Below are 15,673 nucleotides of genomic sequence, written 5' to 3'. Positions count from 1 at the left end.
GGATTCGATGCGCTTATCCAATCGCTTGACACACAAAATGACTTGAGTCTGATGCTCAAGTCATTTTTCCATTTCTTGGGCAGACCCATCTCCCTCTAACCCTGTCAAAATGGCGGTTTGCCCATTCAACTTACGTGTCGCTCCTCTGCCGCTTCTCCTCCTCCACAAGTACCCGGCGCAAGATCTTTCCAACCGCCGTTTTTGGCAGGGATGCACGGAACTCAATCTGCCTCGGTATCTTGAAAGCGGCCAGATTTTGCCGGCAAAACTGTTCGATTTCTTCCACCGTGGCACTGGCTCCCGGTTTCAGAACGACAAACGCTTTCACGCTTTCCCCTCTGTATGCATCGGGCACTCCGACCACAGCCGCTTCCAGTACAGCAGGATGGGTGTACAGAACCTCTTCGATTTCACGCGGATATACGTTGTAACCGCTTGCAATGATGAGATCTTTTTTTCGATCCATAATGTAAAAATACCCATCTTCGTCCATCCTCGCGATATCGCCTGTAAACAGCCAGCCGTCACGGATCGTCTGCTCCGTCTCCTCCGGCATGTTCCAGTAGCCTTTCATCACTTGCGGTCCGCGTATCACCAGTTCTCCTGCTTCGCCAATGGGCAACGTCCGCGTACCGGTCTCCAGGTCAACGATCCGCGCTTCCGTCCCCGGCAGCGGGATCCCGATGCTGCCTGGCTTTCTCAGACCTTTGCGGGGAGTGCTGTGGGTGGTCGGGGAAGCTTCCGAAAGACCGTAGCCTTCGATCATGGTGGCACCTGTTTTTTTCTCGAATGATTGGATCAATTCGACCGGCAGCGGTGCCGACCCGCTGTTGCAGACGCGAATGGCATTGATTCCGTACTGTTCGGCTCCCGGATAGGAATTCAAGGCGACGTACATCGTCGGGACACCTGGGAAATAGGTGGGCTGGTGCTGCTGGATCGCTTGCAGCACCTCCAGCGGTTCAAACCGTGGCAGCAAAATGACGTTGATACCGATCAGGATGCCAAGGTTCATAGCGCAGGTCATACCGTAGACGTGAAACAGCGGTATGACCGTCAGAATCTTGTCTCCTTCTGAGAACGGATCTTCGCTGGCATGCTCGTTGATTTGCTGAACGTTCGCCACCAGGTTGCGGTGTGTGAGCATCGCTCCTTTAGAACGTCCGGTGGTTCCGCCTGTATACTGGAAAACGGCTACATCCTGCTCAGGATCGACCATCTCATCGGCAACGGGGGATGCACCGTCCAAAAAACTGTCCCATGAAACTGTATTTTCAGTCAATTCCGAAGAGCCAGGTGTCAACTCTACGATGATCACTTTTTTAAGATGGTGACCAACATTCTTGACGCGCGGGTACAGATCAGCCAACACAAACAACACGTCTGCACCGGAATCCTGCAGAACATATTCGATCTCCCGCTCGGTGTACATGGGATTGACCTGCACGACGATCGCCCCGCGACGCAAAATTCCGTAAAAAGCGGCCACATATTGCGGGCAGTTCGGTAGCATCAAACCTACCCTGTCGCCTTTGCCGACGTTAAGGCGCTGCAGTGCTCCGGCCACCAGCCGCGTCATTCCTTGCAACTGCTCGTACGAGAGTTCCATTTGATAAAAAGTGACGGCCGTTTTGTCCCGGTGCCGTTCGACAGTCCGGTCAAGCATCTGCGGCAACGACATGATCTCATACTGAAACTCTTTTCCCTTGGCATGACTGAAACCGTCGACCACGGTTACGTTTGTCATCCGTAATCCCCCTCTTCCAAAAATGGAAAATCACCGTTTCTGATCCAGGATTACAAAAGAGGCACTGGAGGCGGCGACCAGGTCACCGGCTCCAGTGTACAGTTTGCATTCCGCCACAGCAGTGCGCTTGCCAAGATGAAGAACGTCCGCCAGCGTGATCAACTTCCCCTCCCGTACCGCGCTGATGTAGTTGATCTTGATTTCCGAGGTGACTGACATTTTGTCCGGCGGCAACAATCGGTGAACCAATGATCCCATGGCAGTGTCGGCGATATAAGCAACTATGCCCCCATGCACCACGCCGTTCAAGTTGTGCAAAAACGGAGTCACGTCCGTCTCGAATCGATAGGACCTTTTCCCTGTCCACCTGCCCTGGAATCCAATCATTTCGTACAGATGTGTGGATCTTTTTTCCCTCATTTTCAAGATCGCACGTTGCACCAGATCCAACAGTAGCCGATCTGTCACAGAGCCGGATTCCAGCACCTCCTTGAAAAATTCGTTATCCATTAGATTCCGCCCCGCACATACAGGACTTGGCCGGTAATAAAACTGGATTCGTCGGATACGAGGAACAGCACCGCGTTTGCCACGTCAATTGGCTTGCCGGTGCGGCCCAAAAGGGAACGTTCGGCCGCCGCCTTCTTCAGTTCTTCAAAAGTTATCCCCATCCGTTCCGCAGTCGCTCTCGTCATATCCGTTTCAATGAATCCGGGTGCCACCGCATTGACATTGATGTTGAATTTTCCGAGTTCAATCGCAAGCGTCCTGGTAAAGCCTTGAATTCCTGCCTTCGCTGTCGCGTAATTCAGCTGGCCCCGGTTGCCAAGCGCCGAAGTGGAGCTGAAGTTCACGATTTTGCCGTAGCGTTGCGGCACCATAAAGCGCTGGGCCACTTGCGAGGCGTAAAAGGTTCCTTTCAGGTGGACATTCATCACCGTGTCCCAATCGTCGTCCGTCATTTTGTGAACCAGATTGTCTCGGATGACACCCGCATTGTTCACCAGGATGTCCAGGCGACCGAATGTGTCCACCGTTTTTTGCACCATTTCTTCTACCGCTTGCCGATCAGTGATATCGCAGGGAAGTGCAATCGCTTCACCACCCGCTTCACGAATCCCTGCCGCAGTTGCCTCACATGCTTCTACGTTAACGTCTGTCACCGTCACTTTCGCACCTTCTTCTGCCAACCGCTGAGCGGTAGCAGCCCCGATCCCCCTACCTGAACCTGTCACAATCGCCACGCGATCTTTCAATCTCATGTTTCTCGACTCCTTTCAAATCTGCGTTCTCCAAATGGAAATGGAACTAGACAATTGGGACGGCAAATTCCGCCTGTCCGATCACCACTTTGTCCCCTTTTTGCGTCGATGCCCAGATTTCGCAGGAAACAATCTGCTGTTCCCCGTCCTTTCGGGTTTCCGTTACCTGTCCTTCACAGGTGATAACGTCTCCAGGGCGTACCATGCCGGTAAAGCGGACGCCAAATTTTCGCAAATCGCCTTCCAGACCGATCGTATCGGTCAGCATCTGGCCAACGAATGCCATCGTCAGCATGCCGTGTGCAATCACGCCCCCCAACCCTGCTTCCTTTGCATACTCGTCAACCGTGTGAATCGGGTTGAAATCGCCGGAAGCTCCGGAATACATCACGAGCTGGGTTTTTGTGACAGGTGGTTTGACTAGTGGACCAATCACGTCACCCGGTTGAAACTGTCTGCCAGCCACAAACATTCCCTCCTATCCCCGATAAATCACATTGGATCGGGCGATAAACACCGTTTCGCCCGCTTCGTCAACCCCTTTTTGCTCGTACACCAAAAAGGTCATGCGCCCCAGCTTGCCTTCTTTCTCGTAAACATCAGCCAGCTTGGTGGAGCAATATAACACGTCCCCGGCAAAAATTGGCCGAAAATATTCAAACTGCTGTTCCCCGTGAATCAGCCCTTCCCGTTTGAGCTCGAGACCGGGAATTTCACCGTAGTCAAACGTGCGGCTGAAGGTAGGAGGCGCAATGATCCGACCGTAACGGGTCGTTTTCGCATACTCCTCATCCCGGTAAAGCGGGTTTGGGTCACCGATTGCATCGGCGAACTTGCGAATTGCTCCTTTTTCCACCTCATTCTTCACCGGGGCTGATTCCACACCGACAAAAGCTTGAAACCGTTGCAAACTCATCCGGATCCTCCTTTCCTTCAGAGGCTTATCGCCCGTATTTGGCGATCGCCCGGGATATCACCAGTCTCTGGATTTCGGCTGTACCTTCCCAGATTTGATAAATTTTCGCATCGCGTGCCCATTTTTCCACCGGATACTCCTTGATGTACCCATAACCACCGAGGATTTGAATGGCATTGATCGTCGTTTCCATTGCCACATCTCCGGCGAACAGTTTGGCCATGCTGCCTTCCCCGCGCTTAAACTCGATCCCTTTGTGACGCATCCAACCGGCGCGCCAAGCCAATAACCTTGCCGCATCAATTTTGGTAGCCATGTCTGCCAGTTTGAATGCCACTGCCTGGTGTTCGATAATCGGCTTGCCAAATTGGATCCGTTGCTTGGCGTATTCCAACGCATATTCATAAGCGGCCCGGGCGATGCCAATGGCGGAAGCGGCCACACCAGGTCGGGTGTGCTCAAGCATCTTTAGTCCGCCGATATAACCTGGCACATACTCCGGATCACCTGGCTCGCCACCCAGCCGGTTTTCCACCGGCACCCGAACATCCTCCAATATGATTTGGGCCGTGTGGGAAGCGCGGACCCCCATCTTCTTTTCCTTGCGTCCCATCGATAAGCCGGGTGTATTTTTGTCATCGATCAGAAATGCAGCCACACCGCCCCATCCCTTGCTGCGGTCGAGTGTGGCGAACACCACATGAATGTCAGCGATGCCGCCATTGGTGATAAACTGCTTGGTGCCGTTCAATACGTAATAATCACCTTCCCGTCTCGCTGTCGTTTGGATCGACGACACGTCCGACCCTGCGCCCGGCTCCGTCAGGCCCATTGCGCCGATCTTGCAATTGTCCGGATCGCAAAACATCGGAATCCATTTTTTCTTTTGCTCCGTGGTTCCCATCGCCATGATCGCCGCCACTGGCAGATGGGTACCGTTGATCGCCGTGGCAATACCAGCGCATCCCCAAGCCAGTTCTTCCGAAACCAAAAGACTCGTGATCGGATCGTCAATCCCTCCGCCGCCGTATTCTTCCGGATAGGAGAAAGTGGTCAGCCCGATCTTGTGTGCCTTGCGGACAATTTCCCAGGGAAACTCTTCCGTTTCATCGAAATAGGCTGCCACAGGCCTGATTTCCTTTTCTGCAAATTCGCGTGCTAACCGCTGAATCTCGCGCTGTTCGGGTGTCAGCTCAAAATCAATCATTCTCAGTTCCCCCCCACGTTGATAAGTCTTCTATTGAATTAACCAACCTCCGTCGACAACGATGTCCGCTCCCGTTATGTAAGACGCATCCTCGGAGGCAAGGAACGCCACCACACCCGCCACTTCCTGTGGCTGGCCGACGCGCTTCAATGCGGTGTGGCGTGCGATGCTTTCAGCAAACTTTTTGTTCTTCAATCCTTCTTCCGTTAGTGGCGTTTCGATGAAACCGGGGCTGATCGAATTCACCCGGATGCCGTACGGCGACAGTTCATGGGCGAACGCCCGGGTTAGGTTGATCACACCCGCCTTCGCAGCCGAATAGTGAGCGATCATCTTCCCCGGTTTGATACCGGAAATCGAGGCGATGTTAATGATCGACCGGTTATTTCCACCATGCATCAACTCCGACAATTCACGCGATACAAGAAATACGCTGCGTAGATTCGCCGCCTGCACTTCCTCCCACTCTGCTACCGAGATTTCAAGCAATTTATTGTGCTTCGAGCCACCCGCATTGTTCACCAGGATGTCGATGTTGCCGAATTTTTCACGCAAAAATCCGGCCAGTTGCCGTACCTCCTGCTCGCTGGTAACATCTGCGGCATAGGTGGTAGCCGACAGCTCCCCGATTTTTCCGGCAACTGTTTCCAGCTTTGAAAGCGTGCGGCCGACCAGAACTGTATGTGCGCCTTCTTGCGCCAGCCGCATTGCCACCGCTTCTCCGATGCCACTGCCTGCTCCTGTTACAACTGCAATTTTTCCTGTAAATCGCATCTTCTTATCCCCTTTCGAACAGCACTGCAATTCCCTGTCCGCCGCCGATACACGCAGTTACCAAGCCGCGCTTCGCCCCAGTTCGCTTCATCTCGTACACCAGTTTTGTGCAAAGCATCGCGCCTGTTGCGGCGATCGGGTGGCCGTGCGCAATCGCGCCGCCATTGACGTTCACTTTGTTCATGTCAAACTTCAGTTCCCGGTGACAAGCCAACACCTGGGCGGCGAACGCTTCATTGATTTCGATCAGATCAATGTCTTCCAGCTTCAACCCGGTCCGCTTTAGCAATTTGCGAATAGCTGGAACCGGCCCGATGCCCATGATGTTCGGGTCGACACCAGCGACAGCGTAGGCGGACACCTTAGCCAAAATCTCCAGTCCCATCGACTCCGCTTTCGCTCTCGACATCACTACCAGGGCAGAAGCCCCATCATTTATGCCCGAGCTGTTGCCGGCCGTCACGCTGCCTCCTTCTTTAAACACCGGCGGCAACTTCGCAAGCACCTCCAAAGTGGTGTTTGGACGCGGATGCTCATCGGTGTCAAATACGAATTCATTTTTGCCGTCTTGTACCACGATCGGCACAATCTGTTCCTGGAACCGGCCTTCCTCCATTGCACGGGCCATTTTTCGCTGGCTCTCGTATGCGAACTGATCCTGTTCCTCGCGTGAGATGCCGTATTTGACAGCAAGGTTTTCAGCCGTGATGCCCATTGGCGGATCACCGATTTCCTTCGTCGATAGCTGTGGCTGGAAAAACCGGGGCGGATGGCGGTCAAACGCCTTAGTCGGTTTCTCCAGCAGGTACGGACGGCGTGTCATACTCTCCGTGCCGCCAGCCACAAACACTTCCCCACGGCCGGCCCACACCGCTTCCGCTGCCAGAGCCACCGCATTCATGCCTGAACCGCATTGCCGGTCAATGGTCATGCCAGGTATTTCGATCGGCAGTCCCGCTTGGAGCAACGACAGGCGGGCGATATTGCCGCCACCAGCCAAACAATTTCCGAAAATTACGTCATCGATCTCCTCCGGTTGGATACCAACCCGGGAGACTGCTTCGCGAATGACGGTTGCCCCGTACTGAAACGGTGCCAAATTGCGCAAGGCTCCTCCCTCTTTTGCGATTGCGGTACGCACCGCCGAAACAATCACTGCTTCCATCTCGATATTCCTCCTTCTTTTCAGTCATTTCCGGCAATATCCCTGGAAACGACAGATGGATCAATGACTTATCAAATCTCGGTTCCATCACATGACGCTTATTCTTGAACACGAATCCATCTGTCGTACTATTGAAGCGGGACGAACCCGGCAACCCTCGTCTTCCTTAGAACAAACTTGTCTCCTAATTCGAAGCAGTTGTACTGGCCAAGAGATTCGGCCGTACCTTTTTGGCAGTGAGACACCTCCCTGCACTGAGAGGTAAACGCCGTATTCTTCTTTACCATTTTATGTAGCAAATAGTGTGCCAACATATAAGAATCTGTATATTTATAACTGATTTCCATGTGATTTTTATAGAATTAACCCTACAACATGCAGTATCTTTTAGTTTACCGAGATACTATATGTAGTTATAATTATTTGAAAATATAACATTTTAACATGGAACTAAATATATTTCTTTGAAAAACATGATTTTTAACAATTATGCATTTCTTTTTAAGTCATTCTTGCATTATCCAAGTCAATGTCGACTTGGCAAAATTGACTTATAAAAAAATCAGTTCCACTCGGAACTGACCACCGATCAATATCATTATGCAAAAGCTAAATAAAACTATTGTTGTGTCGGACGTCTAAGCATTAAGCGTCCTAATCTAAAAATACATATAGTATGATAGTAAGAATGAAAGATCTCTTTCCTTCCAAACAGTTCACCATACGTTTTGGCAAGATCAAATCCTTAATCTGTCAATTGTGGTCCGGGAGGTATAATATGGCATTCCTTAAAAAGAAAAGATACTTGGTTTTAATGGTATTGACTGTCATGATCGTTGGATTTTTTGTTTTCTATTTCATCTCAGTTTCCGGGCAAATATTGGAAATAAAACTAAATGATATTAGAGTACACGATATCATGGAGTTTAGAGAAAATAGGGATACATTGAAGGCCCATGGATTGAGTCCGAAGCAAATAGATGATATCTTAAACCACCCTGATAAATACAGGACGATTTCTTACCATTTTGAACTCAAAAACCCGTCAATAATGGCATTAGTTTTTAATTTAAGAGTAGAACCACAATTTTCTGCAGAAACTCGGAAGAGATTGGTATGGGTCGATAAACGGTTTGCAATCCGACCATATGTTTTACCATCAAAAACGAATCAGGATGGTGTATATCTTATGGTCAAAAGAGATGAAAATGATACAGATCAAAAGTTATTGGATATGGCGAAAAAAGACCGGTTTTTGGTAACCGGACAAAAAGCGGGCAGACTATTTAATCACGGTTCGGTTTCTATAATGGTTGAATATACAGGAAAATGAAAGAAATAAAGCTTCACATGCTTAGTCATGCGGAGCTCTTTTTTTGTGTTCATCTCATGGGGTAAAGAGTTTGTATAATATATTTTCTATGAATAGCAAAATTATACCTACATCCATTTTCTTGTGAACGGCGCCTGTAAAGGGGTACTTGAAATAGGAACGGGTCCTACAAGTGGATTCACCCATAATTATCATCAGATGGTTTCATGTTTGCTCTTCAGCATTCTCCTTTTGTTTTAAAGCCTCTCTTACTTCGTTTCGAACCTTTTCTGTCGTTTCTAGAGCAAATTGATAGTGCTTCATAAACTCAGGATAGGAGCAGCAATACGTTCGATTAACGAAGGTAAAGCAGAGTTTATTACGAGGTCGACGCTCAAATTGATAGGCATTCCCACCAAATCCACTCCATTCTCCTTTACACCTTTTGAGTTGATAGTAGGTATCTTTCACAAATTGGAATAATTCGTCATCGTCTTCATATTGTGTTTCCACGAAATATAAGAACGTTTGCCATACTGTATCTACGTCAGAGTATTGAAAGTTCTTCAATTGATCAATGGATTTAAACATCAGCTTTGCCTCCTGCTTCAGGATCACGTGTCATTACCCCATCACTATCAAGGTAAAAAATAGAATACTCTACAGTGAATCTTCCGATTCAAATAGACATTTATGGTTTTAACTCGATTCCAAATAGAACTTTAAATAAACCGAATAAGAGATCTCGATCGTCATCTAAATTATTAGACCTGTATTGGTCTGGGTCTCGATTTACCCATCCATCTGTTATGCAATAACTTTGTTTATCCGGTTGAACATGCAATTGAAAAATGCAAAATCCTGTCCAGCTACGATGAAAGTGAATTTCGCCATCCTTATAATGTACATACCATCGATCATCCGTATCCTTTGGAACGAAACCTGCTTGAATACGCTCAAAATCTTTCTTTGAGATTGGAATATTTAGAGGTAAGTGTGCTCGTTTTTGCGGCAAAGGGGGACATTGATTGAGATTGTCTTTACTCATACAATGGGCTCCTTATATTTTTATTTAAATTGTGTAAAAGTTCCATCCCCTCCCCTTCATTATAGAGGATTCTCCTTATCTATGAAAGAAACAAATCCCTTCAATTTTCTCCTATCGCTTACATTTGTTATAGGGTAGAGGTAGCGAATGTCGATTTTGGTATCATCTTCCCCAGTAAATGGAAAAATGACTTGAAATACCACTTAGGAAACTTAGGGTAACACTTTCGTACTAACGTAGCAGTTGTTAATTTTAGAGTTATAAAGGATACCGCTATAAAGTTTTCACCATCTTGAAATTGACCATCGAAACGCAACGTACTATTACTGTTTGTGGTTGAACCGTCACACCCGTGACGTTCAAAGAAGGGCTTTGCTGTTATGCTTGCATCAGTGCGTACTTCAGTTATGCCAAGTTGCATTACTTCACATTCAAGCTTACGCAATAAGGCAGAACCAATCCCTTCTCCTTGATGATCTTTATGAGCGAACATTCGATTCAGGTAGCCATCCTCGATTATATCGGCAAAACCAACCACTTGACCACCCATGTCGGCAACATAAGATATGTGCTTTCGGAGCGAAAGTTTTAGCCTTTCAACCTGCTCTTTTCTTTCATCTGCTGACCTCTTCGGTGCCCAAGCATTGAGTTGTTCTAGAGTGTAGTCCCGTGCATTGACCGAATGTACGGTGTCATAAAACAACGTTACAATCTGATCTGCGTCCGGATCTTCGAATTTACGAATCACGAACACTGTAGTCACTCCTTAATTACCGATGATCCAATTTGACAAACGGCTCGATGAGCCTTAGTACTTTTTCCTGAGTTTCTTCGCTATCTGCCGAAAGAAAAAATTGACAGGTCTCATCCCAGAGAAGCATCTTACAATCCTGAAAACCAAAACGGTATCGATTCACTGTTGCAGTAAGTCGAGTAGCTGGCTTTTCGTCAAAGTGAGTTCGCAAATAGCAAAGAAACTTTTGTTCTTGTTCGTAAGTTCCTGTTATCAAATTCCCTCTAATGGCTCGATCCCATACATTTGCAAAAATGAAATCAGATAGTCGTTCACAAGCCAGGATCTGTGCATCATCTTCCAGGGATTCGACAATAACGGGTGGATCATTTGATCCGGTTAACAGCACCCACCACGTCCAACAACCTTGGCATTCAATAAAAATGGGAATCCCTTCATCTGCTGTCATATTTACAGGAATATCCAGAAACTTTAATTGCAGCTCTTCTTCCCAAAACTTTCTCGTTTCCAGTTCCAAGCGTTGAAGAGGTACGAGCTGATCCCAATTATGTTGCTCAAACCATTCTTCAACTCCTTCAACTGCATAAAGCTCCCTGAATGAAGATGGAAGCTTTCTTTTAAATTTCCTTTCCATTTCTTCAATGAGCTCTAATCGTTTCATTGACAATACTGCTGGAATTCCCATTAATTTTAATGCTTCTGTGTGATAAGTAATCGGATGAATCATTTTCTCACCTTTTTCATACGAGTTTTTTAACCTTTACTCCATTGTTTCCGGGATAAGTTCAAATAAATGAAAGAGATTTATCTTAATAACCACATGTTAAAATGGAGAAAAAATATGTAAGGTGATGATAAGTGCGACGAATCTTTCTGTTCACAAGTTTTATCCTCTTGATTTTAGGCATTTTCGAGTATTTCGGGATAATATGGCATAATGAGCTTTTTGCCATGAACCACGAAGTGAAAGGGCTCGATGTATCCCATCATCAAGGGGAAATCAATTGGAAAAAGGTTCAAGAAAAAAACGACTTTCAGTTTGTGTTTATTAAAGCAACGGAAGGCCATGATTTGGCGGACAAAAAATTCAGATATAATTGGCAAGAAGCCCAAAAACATGGATTCTTAACAGGTGCTTATCACTTTTTTTCGATGAGGAGTTCTGGTAGAGATCAGGCTCAAAACTTTATTAACACAGTTCCCAAGCAGCCAAATAGTTTACCACCCGTTATCGATGTGGAGATTCATTTGCAACATGATAAAAATAAAGTAAGACAAGAGCTGCAAAATCTGGCAACTATTTTGGAACACCACTATGGTAAGAAGCCTATTTTATATGTAACCTATGATACCTATAACCAATATGTAAAAGGCCATTTTAACAACTATCATATCTGGATTCGGGATATTGTAAAGTTTCCTATCCTTAACGACCAAAAATGGCTTATTTGGCAATACAATAACCGTGGACGAGTGAGTGGAATTCCGACATATGTAGATATTAACGCTTTTAATGGAGACATAAACGAGTTTAGGAAAGTCTTTCTTATCAAAACAGCCGGGCAGAAATGAAGATAAAAATATCTTAATAAATAAGACTTGACCTGAAAAGCCTTTCATATCGTACACTCAATATACAGACGAAATATACCTTATGAAGTAAAAAAGGTGAAAACAAATGGAGAAAAAAATCGTATTTTTCGATATAGATGGAACCCTGTTAAATGAAGCCAAACAAATTCCTGCATCCACTAAAAAAGCGATTCAGCTGTTGCAAGAAAGTGGAGTTTATACGGCTATTGCAACCGGTCGTGTTCCTTACGAAATGGAATGGATTCTCGAAGAATTGAATATACGATCTTTTGTGTCCATTAATGGTCAGTATGTTGTGTTTGAAGGAAAAGAGATATATACCAACCCTATGGATCCAGCCATCTTTGAAGATATTACCCAATTTGCCAAGAGCCATGGCCATCCCATTGCTTTTTGCAATCATCAAGAGATCAGGGCAACAGCAGCAGGTCATCCATATATTCAAGCTAGTTATCGCTCATTGAACTGGGACTATCCTCCAGTGGATAAACATTTTTATAAACACTTCCCTATTTTCCAGGGACATCTATTCTGTAAAGAAAAAGATGAGCAGATTTATATCGAACGTTATCCGGAATACAGTTTCATCCGATGGCATGAGTGTGCCATGGATATTTTACCAAAAGGTTGCTCAAAAGCTGTTGGTATACAAAAACTGTTGGAAGTGACTGGAATCAAGAAAGAAAACAGCTATGCTTTTGGCGACGGACTAAATGATATCGAAATGCTACAGTTTGTTGGAACAGGAGTGGCGATGGGGAATGCAGTCCCTGAACTAAAAGAAGTAGCCGATGTAATCACTGCTTCTTCTTCGGAAGATGGAATTTTTCAAGGGTTAGTGAAGATCGGATTGTTGGATCAATAAAACATCAAAAAATCCCTAGACACGGCTCACAAACCAGTCGTTGTCTTGGGATTTTTTGTTGATTTTAGGGAGTTTCATTTCGATAAAAGAGAAAAATAATAGTATAAGATTGTTGACAAACCCGGTTTTCCTTTTCCAGTTGAACGACTTATTGCTCGTTTTTATTGAGCGGGAGTGAAACGGAAAAGAAAAACTGGCATATAACGAAAACTTTGTTATTAAGCTGAAAATAATAGTATAAGCCTTATTCATTTTCCCAAAAAAATAGACATCCTTGTATCAAATAAAACAAATTTTCCCTGGGAGTGCTAAATCAATGACCATACAACATAGAAAAGATGAGCATATTGAACTTGTTCTAAAACGCAATGTTACAAGCAGGAACCTTACTACAGGATTTGAAAACTATCGATTCCTACATTGCGCCTTGCCGGAAATAAATTTTTCGGATATCTCATTAACTGCAACTTTCCTGGGGAAAAAATTAAAAGCTCCTCTGCTTATCAGTTCTATGACAGGTGGAACCAAGAGAACAGGAGAAATTAATAAAAACATGGCCTTGGCTGCTGAAGAACGGGGATGGGCGATGGGACTTGGTTCGATGCGTGTTGCCTTGGAATATCCAGAGAGCAGATCTACTTTTCAAGTCCGAAAATACGCTCCAACCATTCCAATATTCGCCAACCTGGGAGCGGTACAATTAAACTACGGGTATGGCATGGATCATTGTCGCCAGATTGTAGAGTTGGCTGAAGCAGATGCATTGGTCCTTCATCTTAATTCCCTCCAGGAAGTGTTTCAACCTGAAGGCAACACTCGGTTCGCCGGTTTATTAAAAAAAATCGAGCGACTCTGTAACAAGCTGGAAATTCCGATTGGTGTCAAAGAAGTCGGATGGGGAATCGATGGCAAACTCGCTGAACAACTCATCTCCATAGGGGTATCCTTTATCGATGTTGCGGGAGCAGGCGGGACTTCTTGGAGTCAAGTAGAAAAATATCGTACCAGTCATCCATTACTTAAACAAGCGGCAGAGTCATTCAGTGATTGGGGAATTCCTACTGCTGAATGCATGATGGATGTAAAAAGAAGAGTTCCCTATGCACTTTTAATTGCGAGCGGTGGTCTTTCCAGTGGAATAGATGCAGCCAAAGCCATTGCCTTGGGAGCCAGACTGGCCGGATACGGACGCTCCCTTTTAAAATCGGCTGTTGAGCCAACACCTGAACATATTATCAACCATCTTACATTAATTGAATTGGAACTCAAAATTGCCATGTTTGGGATTGGAGTTTCAGATATACAAGGACTGCAAAAAACGGATCGATTGATCCCATCCCTCCGAGGTGATTAATATGGGAATTCCGTTAAAAAATCATGGTGACATCTCAATATTTGTTAAGATTGCATACCCATCTTTCACCTTCAAATATACAATCAGCTTTCCTTTTCTGGACATCTCCTCTAACTTTGGCCCTGTACCTTCTTCCACATAAAACTGCTCAAATGGGTAGTGAACCAGATACGTAGGCTCACCTGAAGTCTCGTTATAGCCAGGATAAAGCTTTCCCTCTAAGTATATAGGGGATGTTGGTTTCTTTTCGGATACCTTCTCGGCCGTATACACTTTCCCCTTTTTCTTTAATGAAACATAGACAGGAACTCCTTTAAGATACTGATCTTTTTTCAGCTTCAGAGCCAATTCTTTATCCAATATTGAGGCCTTCACTTCACTGATCTCATACTTTAAGGTTGCATAATCACCATAAAACAGATCTCGTGGATCATATGGCACCGTTTGCAATGCAATGGTTTGGCCATACATCGTTGCCATCATGGGTTTTACAGTCATGGATAGCAAAACAACCACTGGGATCAATAAAGTAACAAAAAAATATCGATTGGGGAGGATTCGTGTTCTCATCCTTTCATTCCACCTTTTCGCTTCTTTTCAAACCAAAATCCAAATGCGATGAGTATCCCGCCGCTAATTACAAAGAACAGGGATTTTGGCAAGAAGTCATAGGAAATATCTACATAGAACCGGAAAATAAGACCACAGATGACAATAATGGACGGGAGACTTCCTCTCTTTAGCAAGTAAAGGAGAAAAACCATGTAGGCAACTGCAAAAACAATCCCAATCCCATTAAAATAAAAAATGCCCCATACCTTCCAAATGTCCGAGAAGCTAAGAATGATCCCTGCTATTCCATGCAAAACTGAACCTTGCCATTCCCATACTTTGGCATATGACCGATCATTTACATACATCATTCCAATACCAAGAACAAAAAGAGCAAAGGGAATTATTCGTTCATCTGCCAAACGGAATATCGTAATACATATGAAAAGAATGGTTAGAAGATTATGAAAGAAAAAGATCAACTTGGACTGCCCTATTTTCTTTTCATTCATCCAATACATCAATGGAATAAACGCAAATAAAGCATACGGATAGGGTTCATAAGAATTCCATGATCCTGAGGCATATATCCCCATCAGTACAATGGCAAACAGTGAAACCCATCGGTCATTGAGATATAAAGCCAATGGTAAGGCGCCAACAGTCCAGGCAAGAAATGCATTCTGGTAGTCAGAACCGAGATGAAACATTTGCCCGATGAGAAAAATACCTGCTCCATAAATGGCAAGACCGATATAATACAAGCTTTTCGATGTTTTGGGATAAGTTTTTTCCGTTTTCCATCCCGCCAGATAGAATCCCGTCATTCCAACCAGGATGATCAGGAATTTTATCACTTTAGGTAATGCACTCCAGTTTGATGCAATAAAGCTAAGAATCCCTGCTCCCACCAAGATCGAACCCACTATCAAAAGAATGCGAATAAAACTGAAACGTGCTTTCACTTCATAGGATGACAGCATGGATTGGAGCTGTTCTGATGAAATCACACCATGTTGCTCAAAATGAGAAAGCTCTTTTTTAAAAAACTCAAATTGCGATTTCGTAACAAGTCGTTTCAATTTTTATCCTCCCTATAGGAAAAAATTGCTTTGGTCGAAAAC

18 protein-coding genes are annotated in these 15,673 nt (G+C 45.4%); 4 read left to right on the top strand and 14 right to left on the bottom strand.

What is annotated here, in order from left to right:
* Positions 1-130: 130 nt before the first annotated feature.
* The 8 genes from BMZ78_RS12215 to BMZ78_RS12180 are packed head-to-tail and all read right to left on the bottom strand — an operon-like array spanning position 131 to position 7,077.
* On the bottom strand, positions 131-1,747 hold the full coding sequence (locus BMZ78_RS12215; protein WP_093230664.1) for a long-chain-fatty-acid--CoA ligase: 1,617 nt from the start codon (positions 1,745-1,747) through the stop codon (positions 131-133).
* A gap of 30 nt (positions 1,748-1,777) precedes the next feature.
* Complete coding sequence (locus BMZ78_RS12210; protein WP_093230663.1) at positions 1,778-2,257, bottom strand: PaaI family thioesterase; 480 nt, start codon at positions 2,255-2,257, stop codon at positions 1,778-1,780.
* Complete coding sequence (locus BMZ78_RS12205; RefSeq protein ID WP_093230661.1) at positions 2,257-3,009, bottom strand: SDR family NAD(P)-dependent oxidoreductase; 753 nt, start codon at positions 3,007-3,009, stop codon at positions 2,257-2,259. The genes BMZ78_RS12210 and BMZ78_RS12205 overlap by 1 nt, the downstream gene beginning before the upstream one ends.
* A 46-nt stretch (positions 3,010-3,055) precedes the next feature.
* On the bottom strand, positions 3,056-3,475 hold the full coding sequence (locus BMZ78_RS12200; RefSeq protein WP_093230660.1) for a MaoC/PaaZ C-terminal domain-containing protein: 420 nt from the start codon (positions 3,473-3,475) through the stop codon (positions 3,056-3,058).
* Between the two features lie 12 nt (positions 3,476-3,487).
* Positions 3,488-3,925: a MaoC family dehydratase N-terminal domain-containing protein gene (locus BMZ78_RS12195; RefSeq protein WP_093230658.1), complete on the bottom strand. Its 438-nt coding sequence runs from the start codon at positions 3,923-3,925 to the stop codon at positions 3,488-3,490.
* A 25-nt stretch (positions 3,926-3,950) separates the two neighbouring features.
* Positions 3,951-5,129 carry an acyl-CoA dehydrogenase family protein gene (locus tag BMZ78_RS12190; RefSeq protein ID WP_093230750.1) on the bottom strand — a complete coding sequence of 393 codons (1,179 nt, stop codon included), beginning with the start codon at positions 5,127-5,129 and terminating at the stop codon, positions 3,951-3,953.
* Positions 5,130-5,162: 33 nt separating this feature from the next.
* Positions 5,163-5,906, bottom strand: coding sequence for an SDR family NAD(P)-dependent oxidoreductase (locus BMZ78_RS12185; RefSeq protein ID WP_093230657.1), 744 nt, complete (start codon positions 5,904-5,906; stop codon positions 5,163-5,165).
* Between the two features lie 4 nt (positions 5,907-5,910).
* Positions 5,911-7,077, bottom strand: coding sequence for a thiolase family protein (locus BMZ78_RS12180; protein ID WP_093230656.1), 1,167 nt, complete (start codon positions 7,075-7,077; stop codon positions 5,911-5,913).
* Positions 7,078-7,849: 772 nt separating this feature from the next.
* Between BMZ78_RS12180 and BMZ78_RS12175 the strand changes: the two genes are divergently transcribed.
* Positions 7,850-8,404 carry a hypothetical protein gene (locus tag BMZ78_RS12175; RefSeq protein ID WP_093230654.1) on the top strand — a complete coding sequence of 185 codons (555 nt, stop codon included), beginning with the start codon at positions 7,850-7,852 and terminating at the stop codon, positions 8,402-8,404.
* 204 nt (positions 8,405-8,608) lie between these two features.
* Here the strand turns inward: BMZ78_RS12175 and BMZ78_RS12170 are convergent, their stop codons facing one another.
* The 4 genes from BMZ78_RS12170 to BMZ78_RS12155 form a co-directional block, all read right to left on the bottom strand.
* Positions 8,609-8,974, bottom strand: a complete 366-nt coding sequence (locus BMZ78_RS12170) for a hypothetical protein (RefSeq protein ID WP_093230653.1) — start codon at positions 8,972-8,974, stop codon at positions 8,609-8,611.
* Positions 8,975-9,074: 100 nt separating this feature from the next.
* A complete protein-coding gene (locus tag BMZ78_RS12165; RefSeq protein ID WP_093230651.1) occupies positions 9,075-9,431 on the bottom strand; it encodes a hypothetical protein in 357 nt (118 codons plus the stop codon).
* A 127-nt stretch (positions 9,432-9,558) separates the two neighbouring features.
* Positions 9,559-10,185: a GNAT family N-acetyltransferase gene (locus BMZ78_RS12160; protein WP_245739847.1), complete on the bottom strand. Its 627-nt coding sequence runs from the start codon at positions 10,183-10,185 to the stop codon at positions 9,559-9,561.
* A 16-nt stretch (positions 10,186-10,201) separates the two neighbouring features.
* Complete coding sequence (locus BMZ78_RS12155) at positions 10,202-10,912, bottom strand: SMI1/KNR4 family protein (protein WP_093230650.1); 711 nt, start codon at positions 10,910-10,912, stop codon at positions 10,202-10,204.
* A gap of 167 nt (positions 10,913-11,079) precedes the next feature.
* Here BMZ78_RS12155 and BMZ78_RS12150 point away from each other — a divergent pair, with 167 nt between their 5' ends.
* The 3 genes from BMZ78_RS12150 to fni all read left to right on the top strand — a co-directional run bounded on the left by BMZ78_RS12150 (position 11,080) and on the right by fni (position 13,997).
* Positions 11,080-11,757: a GH25 family lysozyme gene (locus BMZ78_RS12150; RefSeq protein WP_245739846.1), complete on the top strand. Its 678-nt coding sequence runs from the start codon at positions 11,080-11,082 to the stop codon at positions 11,755-11,757.
* 106 nt (positions 11,758-11,863) lie between these two features.
* A complete protein-coding gene (locus tag BMZ78_RS12145) occupies positions 11,864-12,643 on the top strand; it encodes a Cof-type HAD-IIB family hydrolase (RefSeq protein ID WP_093230648.1) in 780 nt (259 codons plus the stop codon).
* Positions 12,644-12,959: 316 nt separating this feature from the next.
* Positions 12,960-13,997 carry a type 2 isopentenyl-diphosphate Delta-isomerase gene (fni, locus tag BMZ78_RS12140; RefSeq protein WP_093230647.1) on the top strand — a complete coding sequence of 346 codons (1,038 nt, stop codon included), beginning with the start codon at positions 12,960-12,962 and terminating at the stop codon, positions 13,995-13,997.
* A 21-nt stretch (positions 13,998-14,018) separates the two neighbouring features.
* Here the strand turns inward: fni and BMZ78_RS12135 are convergent, their stop codons facing one another.
* Together BMZ78_RS12135 and BMZ78_RS12130 are read right to left on the bottom strand one after the other, a co-directional pair.
* Positions 14,019-14,567, bottom strand: a complete 549-nt coding sequence (locus BMZ78_RS12135; protein ID WP_093230645.1) for a GDYXXLXY domain-containing protein — start codon at positions 14,565-14,567, stop codon at positions 14,019-14,021.
* Positions 14,564-15,631, bottom strand: coding sequence for a DUF2157 domain-containing protein (locus tag BMZ78_RS12130; protein WP_093230644.1), 1,068 nt, complete (start codon positions 15,629-15,631; stop codon positions 14,564-14,566). Before BMZ78_RS12130 ends, BMZ78_RS12135 begins: the two co-directional genes overlap by 4 nt.
* Positions 15,632-15,673: the final 42 nt, after the last annotated feature.

Source organism: Thermoflavimicrobium dichotomicum (assembly GCF_900114055.1).
Classification (GTDB): domain Bacteria; phylum Bacillota; class Bacilli; order Thermoactinomycetales; family Thermoactinomycetaceae; genus Thermoflavimicrobium; species Thermoflavimicrobium dichotomicum.
Note: the sequence above shows the minus strand (reverse complement) of the source record. Positions and strands in the feature narration are given on the sequence as shown.

Excerpts from the sequence above, each read along its gene's own strand:
- BMZ78_RS12135 (WP_093230645.1), bottom strand. The coding sequence starts at position 14,567 with ATGAGAACACGAATCCTCCCCAATCGATATTTTTTTGTTACTTTATTG.
- BMZ78_RS12165 (WP_093230651.1), bottom strand. The coding sequence starts at position 9,431 with ATGAGTAAAGACAATCTCAATCAATGTCCCCCTTTGCCGCAAAAACGA.
- BMZ78_RS12215 (WP_093230664.1), bottom strand. The coding sequence starts at position 1,747 with ATGACAAACGTAACCGTGGTCGACGGTTTCAGTCATGCCAAGGGAAAA.
- BMZ78_RS12145 (WP_093230648.1), top strand. The coding sequence starts at position 11,864 with ATGGAGAAAAAAATCGTATTTTTCGATATAGATGGAACCCTGTTAAAT.
- fni (WP_093230647.1), top strand. The coding sequence starts at position 12,960 with ATGACCATACAACATAGAAAAGATGAGCATATTGAACTTGTTCTAAAA.
- BMZ78_RS12205 (WP_093230661.1), bottom strand. The coding sequence starts at position 3,009 with ATGAGATTGAAAGATCGCGTGGCGATTGTGACAGGTTCAGGTAGGGGG.
- BMZ78_RS12175 (WP_093230654.1), top strand. The coding sequence starts at position 7,850 with ATGGCATTCCTTAAAAAGAAAAGATACTTGGTTTTAATGGTATTGACT.
- BMZ78_RS12155 (WP_093230650.1), bottom strand. The coding sequence starts at position 10,912 with ATGATTCATCCGATTACTTATCACACAGAAGCATTAAAATTAATGGGA.
- BMZ78_RS12185 (WP_093230657.1), bottom strand. The coding sequence starts at position 5,906 with ATGCGATTTACAGGAAAAATTGCAGTTGTAACAGGAGCAGGCAGTGGC.
- BMZ78_RS12195 (WP_093230658.1), bottom strand. The coding sequence starts at position 3,925 with ATGAGTTTGCAACGGTTTCAAGCTTTTGTCGGTGTGGAATCAGCCCCG.
- BMZ78_RS12170 (WP_093230653.1), bottom strand. The coding sequence starts at position 8,974 with ATGTTTAAATCCATTGATCAATTGAAGAACTTTCAATACTCTGACGTA.
- BMZ78_RS12210 (WP_093230663.1), bottom strand. The coding sequence starts at position 2,257 with ATGGATAACGAATTTTTCAAGGAGGTGCTGGAATCCGGCTCTGTGACA.